Source organism: Bacillus sp. FSL R9-9492 (genome assembly GCF_038007365.1).
In the GTDB taxonomy this organism is placed as follows: Bacteria; Bacillota; Bacilli; order Bacillales; family Bacillaceae_G; genus Bacillus_A; species Bacillus_A mycoides.
On the sequence record NZ_JBBOXC010000001.1, the window covers coordinates 3,508,207 to 3,525,417 of the forward strand.

Here is a 17,211-nt window from a genome sequence, read left to right on the forward strand (position 1 = left end):
TGCAGAAATCCAATCCTCCTTTAAGTATATAAGATAAAAGTATCACTTTTTCTTATAATAACACTTCAATTCTCTGAAAACAGAATATATTTTATATTTTCAGAGAATGAATTAAGTCGTCGAAACCAAGACGTTAAAACGAATTTTGGACATAAAATAACCGACTACCTACATGTTTTAAAAAAGGAGTCGGCTATTTTGCTTATTTATTATTGATTTGCATGCTCTTTATATGTGATGAGCGAAAATTCCCAAGATTAATATGCTACTTTAGTTTCCATGCTTTTTCACTGAAATACTTCCGTTATGTGTGTTTAATTTAATTTGATTTTCTCCCTTCCCAATAACTGCATTTCCATTATATTTATTCAGGATATTCGCTTTTCCATTGTCGACAGAGACATTAAATTGAACATTAGTTGGTTCTTTTTCAGTTTCAATATTAATCTTGCCATTGTGAGTCGTAAAATTGAGATTTCGATCAAGTTCATTTGTTTTAAGAGAAAGACTTCCGTTTTTAGATTGCCCTTCTAGTTCACCTTCAACATGATCTAGCATTATTCGTCCATTATTCGATTTCACATGAATATTTTGCGCCGTTATATCTTTAAATTCCATACTTCCATTATTTGTTTCCGCATTAATTTTTTGCGAATTGATCTCTCTTAATTCAACACGCCCATTGCTTGTATTGATATCAAAATGCGTTGTATTTTGTTGTTTTGCAGAAACGTAACCATTGTTATTGGAAATTTTTAATGAATCATATTGTTTTTCAGGCAGATAGACATTTAATGTTAATGGGACCAATACTTCAGAAATGTTGAAGTTGAAGTTGAACCAACTCTGTTGTTTTTCTTTGTAAGAAATGAGAAGCGTTGAATCTTTTTCATCCGTAGCTAATGTTCTTTTTATGTTAGGATTAACTTCCCCATCTAATGTTACTTTCATATTACTTTCTGTTGTAGGATTGATGTTAACACGCACGTTATTCGTATCGATAATGACGCTTGACACATTATTATTGTTAATGACCTTTTCTTCTGAAATTGGTACTGTGGCAATTGAACGATAAGTGAATAGACTTCCTACAATCCCAATAATGAAAATAATACCTGCAATGATTGAAAGTTTCTTTTTATTTATCATGCTTAAAACCACCTTTTACTAGTGCTATATTGAACTTTAAATAACGAACAAATCCATTCTTTGCTAGCTTCGTTAAAAATAACATAGCAATTACAATGAAATATCCAAGTCCACAAAGTGCTAAAGAAACGAAAAGATTAAATAGCAAGAATGTATTTGGATGTATAATAGTGTCAACTAGAACAAGTAATGGTGAACCTAAAAATGAGATTCCTAGAACCCATCCTGAAAAAATCAATGCCGCTAATGTAATTGCAGGTCCAAGCACGATTAACAAATTGAAAAAACCTAATCCAATTACTGCCCAAATTGCCCGAAAAACATTCCCTGTTGTTGCACTCGCTGTTACTTTCTCAATATGATAACCTGCTAATAACTCTTTGGCGATTTGAGCTGGCGAACCTAATGAAGCTGTAATTTCTTCTTCAGTTTTTCCTTCCTCTAATCCGAAAGTAAAATGTTCTTCATAATCTTTTAAAATATCTGCACGTTCTTTTTCAGATAATCTTTTTAGAGATACGTTTAATTGTTGTAAAAATTTATCTTTCGTCATTACGTACACCTTCTTTTATTAATTGATTGACACCTTGTGAGAACTCATTCCATTCCTCCAAAAGTTGGTACAAATACGTTCTACCTTTATCCGTCAGTTTATAATACTTCCTTGAAGGCCCTTCTGAAGACTCCTGTAAATACGTTGTAAAATATTCTTCTTTAGTTAATCTACGAAGTAGAGGATAAACAGACCCTTCTGATATTTCAATTTGATTGGAAATACTTCGAACTAATTCATACCCATAACGGTCTTGCTTATCAAGTAAGACCAGAACACAAAGTTCTAAAACTCCTTTTTTAAATTGTACATTCAATATTCATTCACCCTATTCTAATTGGCATCTACTACTATTTATTATTTAGTACTGTTTTATAATAAGTAACTACAAGTATAATATAACACTTGGTATTATTCATTGCAAGGTACACTGGAAAAATAAGTATATCTTTCATCCGACGCTTATAAAATCAAAACGATGGCTCCTCTCCATTTACAAAGTTCTAAATGAGGCTGAAACCAGCCTTTAACAAAATGGAAAGGACTCAACTTTTTTACATAATGACACTTTACCTACTATAATAAAAGAGAAAAAGACTCTTACTTTAATGGAGGGAATAAAAATGAAAGCAATTGGTTTACATGAATACTTACCTATTGAAGAAGAAAACAGTTTAATTGATATTGAAGTTGAAAGACCTGTTGCCACAGGAAGAGATATACTTGTAAAGATTAACGCTATTTCCGTTAATCCAGTTGATACAAAAGTTCGATCTCCGAAAGATAAAAAAGAAGATATAGCAAAAATACTTGGCTGGGATGCTAGCGGTGTTGTCGTGCAAACTGGCGATGGTTGTACGTTATTTAAAGAAGGCGATGAAGTGTTTTACGCTGGAAGCATTACAAGGCAAGGTACATACAGTGAATACCATTTAGTTGATGAAAGAATTGTTGGTAAAAAACCAAAAACGTTAAGTGATGCTGAATCTGCAGCACTTCCTTTAACAGCCATTACCGCATGGGAAGGTTTGTTTGAACGTTTAGGGATTGATTATAATAAGAAAGATGAAAATTCATTTAAAAACATTTTAATTATCGGCGGAGCTGGTGGTGTTGGCTCGATTGCTATTCAGTTAGCTAAATGGGCTGGACTAAACGTAATCGCAACCGCATCTCGCAACGAAACCATACACTGGGTTGAAAAATTCGGCGCCGATTATATAGTTAATCATCACCAACCTTTAAAAGATCAAATATTAGAATTTGGGCTAAAAGATGTAGATTATATCTTCTGCTTAAACAATACTGATCAACATTGGCACGCGATGGGTGACATCATTAAACCACAAGGGAAAATTTGCTCTATCGTAGAAAATGAACACCCTCTTGAGATGGGAATTTTAAAAAGTAAAAGTGCCACATTCGTTTGGGAGTTTATGTTTACAAAAGCGATGTATGAAACTGGTGATATGAGTACGCAGCACGAACTATTAAATAAAGTAAGCGAACTATTAGATGAAGGCATTTTAAAGACTACATTAAATGAAACATTCACACCAATTAACGCTGAAAACATAAAGAAAGCACATGCACAACTTGAAAGTGGGCGTACAATTGGAAAGATCGTTGTAGAGAAATTTTAATAATAAAAAGTCCGATTTCTAAACGGGAAATCGGACTTTTTACTATCTTTATTTACTTGAAATCTCTTGATCATTTGGAACGTCTAACGGAGGTCGTTTCCCTATTCCGAAAGCATAGAAACTAATTGTTACGATAGCTAAGAAAACAATACCTACAATTAGTGAAATACGTGTATCATCGTTAAACCACATTCCGATTAATACCATAATTAAAAAGGCAATTGTTAAATAGTTTGTAACAGGAGCAAATGGCATTTTGAACGGATGGTCTTTCATCTCTGCTCCCTTTTCTTTTCTAAAACGAATTTGACTAATTAAAATGACAAACCATGGTACCATACCAGGAAGTACACTCGCACTATATACATATACGAATAAGTTTTTTGGTGCAATATAACTTAAAACAACACCAACCGCTAAACCGATAATTACACCAACTGTACCGAATAAAGGTACACCGTTATTCGAGATCTTCGTAAAGTATTTCGGTGCTTGTCCATTTACACCTAGTGTATAAAGCATACGTCCAGCACTATAAATACCACTGTTACAGCCAGACATTGCGGCTGTAATAACAACGAAGTTAATAAGTCCCGCAGCTGCCGTAATACCAACTTTCGCAAAAGTTGCTACGAACGGACTACCAATTGAACTTAATTGATCCCAAGGATAAACAGTTACAATAACGAAAATAGCACCAATATAGAAAATTAAAATACGCCAAATTGTACTTTGAATTGCTCTAGTAAGTGTCTTCTTCGGATCTTTCGCTTCACCAGCAGTAATCCCGATTAATTCCACACCTTGATACGCTCCAACTACAAGTGATAATGCAAAGAAGAATCCTGAAAAACCACCTGTAAAGAAACCGCCATTTACCCAGAGGTTAGATATGCCAATCGCTTCTCCGCCGTTACCAATTCCAAAGAAAATAAGTCCAAATCCCGCAATAATCATTAATAGAATCGTAACGATTTTGATCATCGCAAACCAAAATTCAAATTCACCAAATGACTTAACAGAAATTAAGTTGGCCGCACCAAGAATAACCATCGCGATAATACCAGGTATCCAAGCCGGTAAATCCGGGAACCAATATTTCATATACGCTCCAACTGCGATAATCTCTGACATCCCAACAATAACCCACTGGAACCAGTTACTCCACGCTGTCATATAACCAGCTAACGGATGAATATATTTGTGACCAAATGTCGCAAATGAACCTGTACTCGGCTCCATATACAACATTTCTCCCATGGCACGCATAATGAAGAAGATGAAAACACCTGCGATTGCATATGCAAGCATTACTGACGGACCTGTCCATTTAATCGTGCTGGCTGACCCCATAAACAAACCAACACCAATTGTTCCGCCTAAAGCAATCATTTGAATATGACGTGCTTCTAAACCTCGTTTCAATTCTTTGTTTGCCACTTCATTTCCCCCTCTTAGATGATTCATAGCCGCATTTAAAGTAAGATGGTGTACCCTAATTCCTGTTTGGCCCTGAAAATGATGAAACAAACGTCATCTTAGACTAACTTTAAAGCTATCCTAAAATCTCATTTTGCCTCTTATAAAATTTCCAAAACCCCTCATCTTCCTATTTTCTATAAAATTTAAAATTGCTCACTTCATATTAATTCATTTATCTGAAAAGTTCAATTATTTTTTCAGTAAATTATTATATATTAGTTTGATTAATTTTTAACTAAATTAACAATAAAATACATCTATTCAATATGATTCCGGTATAAATATTATTACAATATAAATAACCGAGGAGATCCTATCTACCTCGGTTTCATACTTTATATACTTCACTCTTTATAGTTTGTACTGTAATTGCTTACACATGCGATTAACGTATCACGCAGAAATTTAATATATTAGTAGAACTACAAAGTCACTAACTTCTACTTCTCTTAATTATCCCATTATCACAGCTGAAAATTCTCTTTCCCATCTCCTACTTTAAGAAAAATATAACCGCACTTAAAACAATCAACAATACACCGGAAAGAGGAAAACTCTTCTCCTCAGCTTTTATCTTTTCCTTAATAATACCTTTAATTTTTGTCTTTATATCCTCTGGGCATTTTCTAAATAAAATATTAGTTGTATGTAATGGTCTATTCAATATTCGAATTTTAACAGGAGATCCTGATAAATATATATTATTTTTATCCAATGTAAATTCTATGTTCGCTTCGGTTAACCCGTCTTTCACTAATATACTCACTCGGCTAGAAGGTAAATTAAACACTGTATAATCATTAAAAGCTAGCCCTCTAATCTCGAAATGTGAGTATATAAGAATAAAAGTTATCAGCAACAAACATAGTATCAATATGGTTTTTGTTAATGAAAGTTGCTCTAATACGTAGGAAGATGTTGTCATATAAGCACAAAAGAATGCCATTAAATTACAAAGATAGTGGTTTACAATGAAAGTTTTTCGTATAACTACTGTAAGTCCGGAAATAATTAGTAGAGCGCATGCTAAATTCATTAACATATTTTCACCCTCCCTAAAAACTATAACTATACAATTTTGTTTTATTTTAACATTAATTACATATTCATACCTATAGTTATTTTCATAAAATATAAAAGAGTCTCATTAAAAAATGAGACTCTTTTACAATTTCATATTCAAATCATTTTTGAAGTTTGTTTACCTAAAATAAACACTTTAGTAAACACCATCATTATAACTACAATAACAAGAAAATAAAGTGGCATCACCATCAACGAGCCCGTATGCAGCTGACTCATTCCCCAAATTGTCATCGTTACAATTACATAGTAGCCTAAGCTAAACAATGCTCCCGCAGTACCAATGACATCTTGAAAATCTACTAATGCTAAACTTAAACAGTTAGGTAATGCTACCCCAATTCCTAATAGCAATATAAACATCGCTACTAAAAATCCAATCATATATATTATGTTTGGATTTGATCCAAATGAATTAATAACAGTTAAGAAGATAGCTCCTCCTGTCATTACAAGACAACCGATATATATAATTTTCTCTGGTTTATAAGTAGCAAGTAACCGCTTTGAAACTTTCGCTCCAATAATAGAAGCGGAAGCAACAACAATTCCTAGAAATCCGTACATACTAGGCGATAACTGAAAGTATTCAATAAAGATAAACGGCGCTTCTGCATAGTAGCTAAATAAAACACCATTTGCTCCTCCAATTAATAATCCATACGTTACTACTTTCGGATTTGTAATCAACTTTTTCGCTACGGAAAACACATTTATTTTATCCGTTACTGATTCCGTTTTTGTTTCCGGAAGAGAAACAAACGTATATAACAAAATCCCAACACTCATAACAACTAAACTTAAAAATACTATTTTAAATCCAAACATTTGATCAAGAAAGCCCCCAATTAGTGGACCTATCGCTGGTGTAAAAGCAATGACTGCCGAAATTTGAGCAAACATAACATGACGTTTATGCCCCTCTACACTTTCACGAAGAATCGTTTGTGTCACAACTGAACCAGCACTTGCTCCAAATGCTTGAATAAAACGACTAAACAATAAAAATTCAATAGAATTTGCAATATAGCATAAGAAACTTCCAGCGCCATATACTACAATTCCAAATAACATTGCTGGGCGACGACCAATTATATCTGATAACCATCCAATAAAAAATACACCTAAAGCAAATCCAGCAAAATAAACACTAAGCGTTAACTGTACCTCATTATTACTTACGTGCAACGCCTTTGAAATATCCGGTAAAGACGGTGTGTAAATTGTTTCACTAATTTGTGGAAATGCCACCAGAATGATCATTAACCAAAGTGATGGTACTGAGACTTTTTTCACTTTTAATACCCTCCTATAACTTTGAAAATCTCAGAAATGAATAGACTTTCCTTAGCTATGGAACAGGAGGGGCCATTATAGAAATTCGATCATAAAACAACAAAGAAAACACCTCAATTACGCATGTTAATACTTATAGGAGGGTAATATTAACATTGATTTTAAAATATAGTCTTTCAATTATATGATAGGTTGTGTTCGTTTTCTAGTGTTCATAATCTGAATATTTGTTAGTAGACGAATATCCTTTCAATTCTCTTGGAAAATTAATACGATTTAAAAAGCGCAACTAAACAACTGAAACGCCCCTTCAATTGTTAAAATCATTCTCACAATTGAAGGGGCGTTTTTTTATTGCTAAATTTTCACTGATTGTTCTTTTTGATAGATAATTTCACCATCAATAATTGTTGTTTCTACTTTTAAATCTTTAATTTGGTTTGGATTGACACTTAAAATGCTTTCATTTAATATAACTAAATCCGCCAACTTTCCGGCCTCTATGCTTCCTTTTATCTCTTCTTCAAAACTCGCATAAGCACCATTCCATGTGTATAGTTTAATAGCTTCCATTACGCTTATAGATTGATTAGCACCAACCTCTATTCCAGACTTAGTTTTTCTATTGACAGCAACATGAATTCCTAATAAAGGATTATAGTCAGTAACTGGTGCATCCGAACTACCTGCTGCAATGATGCCACGATCAATAAAATCACGAGCAGCGTACATGTGATTAACACGATCACCATAGTGCTCTACATATATCTCTCCGAATTCATATGGAAATGGAGGATTTGGAATAGGAATCATCTCGAGTTTTTTCATTCTCTCTTGTAAATCTGGTGAAGAAATTCCCGCATGCTCGATTCGATGACGGTGATTTTTTCTTGGTGATTCCTCTAGCGCCCTTTCTACACAATTCAAATACATTTCAATAGCTTTATCACCTTGTGCATGTACAGTGATTTGATAGCCTTTTTTATGTGCTTCACCTAAAACCTTATAGATTTCTTCCTCACTATAATAAAGAATGCCGTAATTGTTAGGGTCACTTGAATATGACTTACGGGTTGCAATTGTAGGCCCCGTGCTACTTCCATCTGTAAACAATTTAGCTGGTCCGACTTTGAATCTTTCATCTCCGGTACCAGTTACCACACCAGCTTCGACCATTTTATTAACAAATTCATGAGAGTTATTTATTTGACATATCATTGCATATATTCGGACACGAATATCCCTACTCTTCACAGCTCGTTGTAGTAAACGAAAACTCTCCGGTCCATCTCCACCTGCGTCATGTATACTTGTTATGCCAGCTGCAACGAAATGATCTGATGCAATTTTCACAGCCTTCATCATTTCACTTTCTGTATAACTTGCAACCTCGCTCATACTCATATTTGCTGCTTCAATTAACTTTCCTGTAAGCCTTCCTGCCTGATTCTTTTCAATAACTCCCCCATTCGTATCCGGTGTGTTCTCGTTAATTTGCGCAATTTCTAATGCTTTACTGTTCACCACGCTTATGTGGTGACAAGTACGAGTTATAATAATAGGGTGTTCAACTGAAATTCCATCCAACTCAGTAATTGTTGGATAACGCTTTTCCTTCACAGCGGTTTCATTAAAGCCCCAAGCACGTATCCATTCACCTTTTGGCGTTTCTAAGGCCTTCTTTTTCAGATCATCTAATAAAGCATCGATAGAATCAATATGTTCAGCTTTACAACTGACAGCCAACTGATTTAGTCCATGAGAAATGATGTGAAGATGCGAATCAATGAATCCAGGAAGAAGCGTTTTCCCTTGCAGGTCAATTACATCCGTATTTTCTCCTATAAAACTCTTAACCTCCTGATTTGAGCCAACAACTACGATATGATTATCTTTTATTGCTACAGCTTCGACTACTGTATTCTTTTGGTCTACTGTAATAACTTCTCCATTTATCAATACAACATCAGCTTTCATAAACTCAACCCTTTCGGAATTACTCTTTTCGAGTAATTCATTCAGTATTTAAAGTTACATCTTCTAATAGGCTCATCCGCTTTTCAACAAGATTTATCAATAATTAATTAAAGTTGAGCTAAAGTGAAACTTTAATCAGTGGGGGGGTTTTTGTTCATCCCCCACTGATTATTAGTTGAACCAATCGGGCTTTTACGGGCAGTTGATCTCCCACCTAACTTCTTTGCTCCAGCCGCATTTTGAGGTGGGAGTTTTACTGCCCGTTAATGCGGGATAAACATTCTTTCATTGTTTTAACGATAAAAGTAAAGTCTTCTTCTGTGATGCTTAATGGAGGTGCAAGCTGCAAAATATTATTGTAACCTGCGACAGTGTCACCATTTTTACCAATAATTAGACCTTTTTCTTTACAAGCATTGATGACTTTGTTCATCTTTTCAATGGAAGCCGGTTCTTTTGTTTGCTTATCTTCCACTAGTTCAATGCCTAAAAGAAGGCCCTTTCCGCGAACATCCCCTACGTTTGGATGCTCTTTTACATCCTCTAGCTCATATAACAGTCGTTCACCCAATTCTTTGGAACGTTCAATGAGTTTCTCATTCTCCATAATTTCTAAATTCTTCAAAGCTAAAGCGCAAGCAGCAGGATTCCCTCCGAACGTATTTACATGGCGGAAGCGATCATAATCATCACTACCTACGAATGCCTCATAAACCTCTCGTCTAACTGCTGTTGCTGACAAAGGAAGATACGCACTTGTAATACCTTTTGCCATTGTAATGATATCTGGTTTGACGCCATAATTCATAAATCCAAATGGCTTCCCTGTCCGGCCAAATCCACATATAACTTCATCACAAATGAGCAACGCACCGTGCTTCTCGCAAATTTCTTTTACTTTTCCCATATATCCATCAGGAGGCATTAAAATTCCGCCCCCGGTAATGATTGGCTCCATAATCACACCGGCTACTGTTTGGCTTAACTCCCATGTCATGACACGATCGATTTCCTCAGCACTTGCCAGTGTATGAACATCCTCTGGATTTCGGTACGTATCAGGCGGTGCTACATGCAGGAATCCTTGCCCGAGTGGTTCATATTTATACTTTCGCTGTGCTTGACCTGTTGCTGCAAGAGCTCCCATTGTGTTACCGTGATAAGCGCGGTAGCGAGAAATAAACTTATAGCGTCCATGATCACCTTTTTGTTGATGATATTGACGAGCAATTTTAAATGCTGTTTCATTCGCTTCCGATCCACTGTTAGAAAAGAAAATGACGTATTCATCATCAAGCCATTCATTCAATTTTTCTGCTAATTTAATAGCAGGAACATGACTTTGAGTCAGAGGGAAATACGGCATTTCTTCAAGCTGTTCAAACGCCGCTCTTGCAAGCTCTTTTCGGCCGTATCCAACATTCACACACCAAAGACCAGACATACCGTCTAAATAACGGTTTCCATCAATATCCGTCACCCATGCCCCTTCTGCTTTTGTGATAATTAAATTCGTTGGACTAGGGGCTGCTCCTCTCATCGCATGCCAAAGGTACTTTTCATCTGTTTTTTTCAAACTTTGTGTTTGCTCCGTCGCTTGCACAATCACCAGCTCCATTCTATCTTTTTATGGTTTTACATCGCTCTTTCAATAACGAGCCGTAAGCATTTTCTTGCGAGTATAGAATTCTACGCCATCTTTTCCATTTGCATGTAGATCACCATAGAAAGATTTCTTATAACCTGAGAACGGAAAGAATGCCATTGGAGCAGGAACTCCAAGATTAACCCCAAGCATACCTGCATCAATTTCTTCACGGAATTCACGAATAGCTTTCGCGCTATTTGTGTACAGACATGCACCATTTGCGAATGGCGATGCATTAGCAACATGAATCGCTTCCATCAAGTCTTTTACGCGTACTACAGAAAGAACCGGTGCGAAAATTTCATCTTGCCAGATTTTCATTTCCTGTGTCACGTTATCAAAAATCGTTGGGCCAACAAAATAACCTTGGCTGTTTGCTACATCGTCTTCACGTCCGTCACGAATAAGTGTCGCTCCCTGCTCTACACCGGATTGAATGTATCCGAGTGTCCGCTCTTTATGTCCTTCACGAATAACAGGACCAAGGAAAACACCTTCTTCCAGACCATTACCAATCGTAATTGCATTAGCCTCTTGAAGCAGTCTATTAACGAGCTCATCTGCAACGTCTTCTTCCACGACAACAACAGCCGCTGCCATGCATCGTTCACCAGCTGAACCGAAGGCAGCACTTGTAATTTCTTTCACTGTAGAACTAAGGTCCGCATCTTTTAATACGATCGAATGATTTTTTGCCCCTGCAAGAGCTTGTACACGTTTACCGTTAGCTGCTGCTGTTTTATATATATACTCAGCCACAGGTTGAGAACCAACGAAAGATACAGCTTTCACATCCTCATTGTCAAGAATGCCGTTAACGACGTCATGTGCACCATGCACAATATTTAGTACTCCATCTGGAAGACCTGCTTCTTTAAACAGTTCAGCTATGCGATTAGCCAATAGCGGTGTTCTTTCAGATGGTTTTAATACAAATGTATTCCCGCATGCAATCGCGAGTGGAAACATCCAGCATGGCACCATCATCGGAAAGTTAAATGGCGTTATTCCTGCGATTACTCCGATCGGATAACGATACATCCCTGATTCAACACCAGTAGCAATATCGGGAAGTTGCTCTCCCATCATTAAAGTTGGTGCGCCTGCGGCAAATTCAACACATTCAATCCCCCGCTGCACTTCACCGTATGCTTCCTTATAACTTTTTCCGTTTTCCAAGGTTACGAGTTTAGCTAACTCTTCCCAGTTTTCAATCAATAGCTGTTGATAGCGAAATAGAATCCGAGCACGCCGAGGCACAGCGACCTTTCTCCATGTTTTGAATGCTTCTTTCGCAGTTGCTACAGCTCTATCTAAATCTTCTTTAGTCGAAAGAGGCACACGAGCAATAATCTCTCCTGTTGCTGGATTTGGTACATCTTCAACTTGCTTACTTGTGGATTCTATCCATTGTCCGCCAATATAATTTTTCAACGTTTGTACATTTTTCATTACTACCATGGTGAAGCCTCCTATTTTAAGATAACCGTCCTATGTTATCGCCCCTAAAAAGAAAGCGCATTCATTTGACGGTATGTAAACTTATTTACATACATTTCTTCAACATTATTAATCTTATTCAATGAATACGCAGGAGCAGTCATCTGCTTAGCATTTGTCCACTCCCCAGTTCACATTATTTCAGATGGATTTCATGGTTCATCTTATAATTCTTTTTCAAAAATACTGGGCAATCCCATTCACAAACAAGGTCCTTAGCCAAGGAAACGATCCAGTCCTTTGTAATATGATACTTTTCCCCATCAACAGTAATAAACACTTCACCATCTGTCACATAGAAAACTTCCTGCTCTTCTACATGCCACGTTCCTTTATTCGGTTCGCCTACCCATGGTTCCCATGCGTTGGCACCTAGTTGCTCTGCTTCTTCTACTGTAAGTTTTTTCGCAAAAAACATGACAATCCTCTCTCTTTCTCTTTCTTATTGGTAATTTTGAAGGAATAAGTCTATAAATCTACTGTCTTAACATTTGTATTTTTTAAACGTTTAAACTCTTTTTTCATAAAGTATATGGCAATGAGAACACCTGGAATTTCTGCAGCAGGAGCAGCGTACCATACACCTTCTACACCCCAGTATTTCGGGAAAATAAATAGAAACGGTAACATGAACAACAATATTTTGCTTACACTAATAAACGTTGCGGACCAGTTTCTCTCTTGTGATTCGAAATAACCAGAGATAAGCAGGCTAACTGCACTAAGCGTAAACAAACAATTGAATATAACTGTCGTCCAAATGCCAAGTTTCTGCAATTCAGGATTACCACCGGAAAAAAATGACACAATTGGATCTGCAAAAATGACTAGTATGGCTGTCACGATCACAAAGAAGGAAACTGTAAAAATGAGTCCCATCTTAATTGCTTGTTTCACACGATCAAGGTTGCCCGCACCGTAATTATAACTAATAATCGGTTGAAGTCCTGTCATCCCACCGAGCGCTGCTAAGGCGAGGAGATTTGTAATGTAACCGTTTTGAATCGTGAAAGCTGCAACGTGCAGACCACCACCGTAGCTTTGCAGTAAGTTGTTGGTGAAAATAATTGCAATAAACATCATGAACTGACTCGAGAAAGATGCAAAGCCCGTCCAAACCACTTCACCAATCTTCTTGAAATTAATCATCATATCTTTCATTTTTGGCTTAAGTTTTGTTTTACCCAACCAGAAATAAAAGATTAGGAGAACAGGAATCGATTGCGAAATCGTATTAGCCCATGAAGAACCCATCATCCCCATGTCATACTTCACTACCATAATCCATTCCATAGTCCCAGCAACAACCGCTGCGACTAACCAACTGTTCATTGATAATATAGGCTTTTCATCAATATTAGCTAAAATACTTAATACAACGGCCAATATCGTTAATGGCAACGAAATCCATAGCAGTCGGCTATATTGCACCGCATACGGAAGTGCTTCATCACTTGCTCCGAATAAAATCATAATATCATTTTCAAAGACCAACCCAAGTATAGCTAACAAAGAAGACAGGAAAAGAGTAAACCATAAAGTTTGTCCCATAATACTTCTAGCTTCTTCGATTTTCCCTTTCCCCAGTCGAAGTGAAATGACCGCTCCGGCTCCCACACCTAAAAGAACACCAATCATACGGGTAATAACCATGACCGTAAATCCAATTCCGATCCCTTCGACTTCCAGCTCCTGAAAGCCACTGACGAAATAGCCATCAACAACCGATACAACTCCTAAAATTACGTTAGCCATAATTCCCGCCAAAGCAAACCGTAAATATAGTAACGGAATACTTTTGGTTCCTAGCACTGAATCATCCACCGGCTTATTCATTACTTCTGGTTGCTCTATTTTTGATGACGGACCGTTGTCCACTATTTTCATGAGCATATCCCCTTACAAATAATTTATATAGCACGTTTTGCTCAATTAATTCGCATACCACCCTACCGGATTTGCATGCTGGTGGATATTGATTTGCTTCGTTTCCATAAAGTGCTCCAGTCCGGCAACACCTAACGCTCTGCCGATGCCACTTTGCTTATACCCTCCCCAAGGGCCTTCAACATAAGCGAGATGATAACTATTAATCCAAGTAATTCCCGCACGTAATTTACTAATAACACGTTTTGCTCGGTCCATATCTTCAGTAAATACAGCACCGGCTAATCCATAAATGGAATCATTCGCTTTTTGGATGGCATCTTCCTCATCTTTAAATTTCTGTACAACAAGAACTGGACCAAAAATCTCTTCCTTCACAATACACATATTCTCATTTACATCAGCAAAGATTGTTGGTGCAATGAAAAACCCTCGACCAAGCCCATTTTCTGTTAAGCGCTTACCACCACAAACTAATTTTGCACCTTCTTCGATTCCTCTCTGAATATAATGTAAAACTTCATTCATATGAGACTCGTTTGTGAGAGCTCCCATTTCAATATTCTCACTTTCCCCGTTGCCAACTACAATTTTGTTCGCACGCTCGGCCAATCTTTCAACAAACTTATCATAAATAGTCTCTTGTACAAGTAAACGAGATGCAGCTGAACAAACTTGCCCAGCATTGTGGAAAATACCAAACATCGCATTATCGACTGCGGTTTCAAAATCCACATCGTCGAACACAATAAGTGGAGATTTACCACCTAGTTCAAGTGTGATTTTTTTCATATTTCCTGCAGCTGCGCGCATAATACTTTGACCTGTTTTTGTTCCACCAGTAAAGGCAATTTTGTCGACATCATGGCTCTCTGCAAGCTCATTCCCAACCTTTGAACCAGGTCCCAATACTAAGTTTGCTACTCCATCCGGAAGTCCAACCTCTTCGATAATTTCAAATAATTTGAATACGCTTACAGGAGTGACGTCAGCAGGCTTAATTACAATTGTATTCCCTGCGGCAAGTGCAGGAGCAATTTGCCAAACAGCTAACATAAGCGGGAAATTCCAAGGTACAATAAGTCCACAAACACCAATCGGTTCATGAATAATAATCGTTTCTGAAGCATCATCACGAGTGTAAGATTCCTTTTTCATACCTTTAATCAAGTCAGCATAATAGCGGAAGCATTGAATCGATACAGGAATATCTACATAGGTTGTTGCACGGATAACCTTACCGTTATTTGCAGTTTCCAAACGGGCAATTTCAGCTGTATTCTCTTCAAGACGGTCTGCAATCTTATATAGATAGTCAGCTCTTTCATCAGCCGATAAATCCGACCAGATCCCGCTATCAAACGCTTTACGAGCCGCCTTAATTGCTATCTTCGCATCATCTGCTGATCCATGAGCAGACGTTGCGATAACCGCTCCGGTTGCAGGATTGATAATGTTTCGTCTAGCACCCGATAATGCTTCTACCCATTTCCCGTCAATGAACATGTTAATTTTCATAAACACCTCTCCTTTACGCGATAATATCTACCAGTTTGAAACCAATATGTGCTATATTGACCAGCATCGTTTTCTGATTATAGAATGGGAATGATTTGAGGCGTTCTTTTTCAAATCGATATCCACCTGCACTCCCCGTAACGATCCATTGTGCCAATAACTTACCAAACAATGTCGAGAGAGACGCGCCATGCCCCGTATAACCCGTTGCAAAATATGCGCCTTCTTTGGATCTACCGATAACGGGGAACGTATCAATTGTAACCCCGATAAATCCACCCCACCTGTAATCAATCTTGCTTCCTTCTAGTTTTGGCATTATTTTAACCATGGCATCGTAAACATTTTGATAAACAGCATCACCTAAGTTTGGACGAATATCGCCACCGCCAAATATGATCCGATTATCTGGTGTACGCCTGAAATAGTAAAGGAAACTGCTTGTATCAAAAACCATGCGATCTTTAGGAATGACGCTATTCACCAATGATTCTGGAAGCTGTTCAGTACCAATAATACGTGCCGAAATTGGCAGTACGCCTTTATTCAATTCAGCCATAATTTTTCCGGAGTAACCATCTGTAGCCACAATAATGTCTTTCGCTGTAACAGTACCTTTTTCTGTAATAACTTTCACACTATTTCGGCCGTACTCAATAGATAGTGCTTTCGAATGCTCAAAGATTTTTGCACCGATCGATTTAGCTGCTTCTCCCAAACCAATTGCATAGTTCAGTGGTTGGAACGAGTAACTCGAGTCGTCGACTAAGCAACCATAATATTGCGGGGAATCAATTTCTTGATGCAACTGACTTCGATTAAGCACGCTACATTCATATCCAAAATTTTTGTTTAAGTATTCACTTTCAAGTTTCAACCCTTCAAAATGCTTGGCTTTGTAAGCCGCCACAATGTGACCTGTCTTTCTGAAGTTACAGTTGATTTGATGCTCGTCAATAATGTTTTTAACTAATTCAACACTAAGCAGAGAAAGATCGTTAAGCTGCCTCGCCTCTTCGGCACCATACTTCTTGGCAAGCTCCTGCATCGTTGACTTATAGCCTGGCAATACCATCCCGCCGTTGCGACCGCTTGCGCCATATCCGATTGTTTCCTGCTCAAGGACAATGACACTCTTCCCTAACTTTTGCAAATGATATGCAGAAGAAAGACCTGTGAAACCTGCGCCAATAATGACAACATCCGCCTCTTCATTTCCTTCAAGAGGTTTTCCTTTGTCATATCTGTTTGCAGTCGCTGCCCATAGTGAGAGTGTATCCATATGATCCATCTTATCCATAGCTAATCCTTCTCCTTTCGTGACATGTATGTTACAATACAGTCAAAAATATTCTTAATATTCAAAATTATTAAGTTAATAATATGACTTGGAGTTCCCTCCAAGTCAATAGCCATTTGAGAGTTTTTTTAATTCATTTTGTGAAAAAAGTGGAGTAACTCCACTTTTTTAATCA

The 17,211-nt window shown here is 37.2% G+C and carries 14 protein-coding genes; 1 reads left to right on the forward strand and 13 read right to left on the reverse strand.

All coding sequences use genetic code 11. The annotated features are described in order from the left end of the window. Nucleotides 1-270 precede the first annotated feature (270 nt). From MKY70_RS17870 to MKY70_RS17880, 3 genes are read right to left on the reverse strand one after another with little or no spacing between them, the layout of a single operon-like run. Entirely contained in the window at nucleotides 271-1,149 is an 879-nt protein-coding gene (locus MKY70_RS17870; RefSeq protein WP_341025412.1) for a DUF4097 family beta strand repeat-containing protein, read from the reverse strand. After that, nucleotides 1,139-1,702, reverse strand: a complete 564-nt coding sequence (locus tag MKY70_RS17875; protein ID WP_088032338.1) for an HAAS signaling domain-containing protein — start codon at nucleotides 1,700-1,702, stop codon at nucleotides 1,139-1,141. The genes MKY70_RS17870 and MKY70_RS17875 overlap by 11 nt, the downstream gene beginning before the upstream one ends. After that, entirely contained in the window at nucleotides 1,689-2,018 is a 330-nt protein-coding gene (locus MKY70_RS17880) for a PadR family transcriptional regulator (RefSeq protein WP_002165328.1), read from the reverse strand. The genes MKY70_RS17875 and MKY70_RS17880 overlap by 14 nt, the downstream gene beginning before the upstream one ends. A 307-nt stretch (nucleotides 2,019-2,325) precedes the next feature. On the opposite strand from MKY70_RS17880, the gene MKY70_RS17885 reads away from it, so the two are divergent. Continuing rightward, on the forward strand, nucleotides 2,326-3,345 hold the full coding sequence (locus tag MKY70_RS17885; RefSeq protein WP_113735950.1) for a zinc-binding alcohol dehydrogenase family protein: 1,020 nt from the start codon (nucleotides 2,326-2,328) through the stop codon (nucleotides 3,343-3,345). A 48-nt stretch (nucleotides 3,346-3,393) separates the two neighbouring features. Here the strand turns inward: MKY70_RS17885 and MKY70_RS17890 are convergent, their stop codons facing one another. The 10 genes from MKY70_RS17890 to MKY70_RS17935 form a co-directional block, all read right to left on the reverse strand. Further along, nucleotides 3,394-4,785, reverse strand: coding sequence for an amino acid permease (locus MKY70_RS17890; RefSeq protein WP_113735949.1), 1,392 nt, complete (start codon nucleotides 4,783-4,785; stop codon nucleotides 3,394-3,396). Between the two features lie 535 nt (nucleotides 4,786-5,320). After that, entirely contained in the window at nucleotides 5,321-5,869 is a 549-nt protein-coding gene (locus MKY70_RS17895) for a hypothetical protein (protein ID WP_088032342.1), read from the reverse strand. Nucleotides 5,870-6,006: 137 nt separating this feature from the next. Continuing rightward, complete coding sequence (locus MKY70_RS17900; protein ID WP_341025415.1) at nucleotides 6,007-7,206, reverse strand: multidrug effflux MFS transporter; 1,200 nt, start codon at nucleotides 7,204-7,206, stop codon at nucleotides 6,007-6,009. A 357-nt stretch (nucleotides 7,207-7,563) separates the two neighbouring features. Continuing rightward, complete coding sequence (locus tag MKY70_RS17905) at nucleotides 7,564-9,183, reverse strand: amidohydrolase (protein WP_088032346.1); 1,620 nt, start codon at nucleotides 9,181-9,183, stop codon at nucleotides 7,564-7,566. A 253-nt stretch (nucleotides 9,184-9,436) separates the two neighbouring features. After that, entirely contained in the window at nucleotides 9,437-10,801 is a 1,365-nt protein-coding gene (locus MKY70_RS17910) for an aspartate aminotransferase family protein (protein ID WP_256486504.1), read from the reverse strand. A gap of 30 nt (nucleotides 10,802-10,831) precedes the next feature. After that, on the reverse strand, nucleotides 10,832-12,292 hold the full coding sequence (locus MKY70_RS17915) for a CoA-acylating methylmalonate-semialdehyde dehydrogenase (protein ID WP_044438851.1): 1,461 nt from the start codon (nucleotides 12,290-12,292) through the stop codon (nucleotides 10,832-10,834). 175 nt (nucleotides 12,293-12,467) lie between these two features. Continuing rightward, a complete protein-coding gene (locus MKY70_RS17920) occupies nucleotides 12,468-12,749 on the reverse strand; it encodes a cupin domain-containing protein (RefSeq protein ID WP_016100916.1) in 282 nt (93 codons plus the stop codon). A 50-nt stretch (nucleotides 12,750-12,799) separates the two neighbouring features. Then, entirely contained in the window at nucleotides 12,800-14,218 is a 1,419-nt protein-coding gene (locus MKY70_RS17925) for an MATE family efflux transporter (protein ID WP_341025418.1), read from the reverse strand. A 45-nt stretch (nucleotides 14,219-14,263) separates the two neighbouring features. After that, nucleotides 14,264-15,736, reverse strand: coding sequence for an aldehyde dehydrogenase family protein (locus MKY70_RS17930; protein ID WP_113769632.1), 1,473 nt, complete (start codon nucleotides 15,734-15,736; stop codon nucleotides 14,264-14,266). A 13-nt stretch (nucleotides 15,737-15,749) separates the two neighbouring features. Further along, entirely contained in the window at nucleotides 15,750-17,036 is a 1,287-nt protein-coding gene (locus MKY70_RS17935) for an NAD(P)/FAD-dependent oxidoreductase (protein ID WP_341025422.1), read from the reverse strand. Between the last annotated feature and the right edge of the window lie 175 nt (nucleotides 17,037-17,211).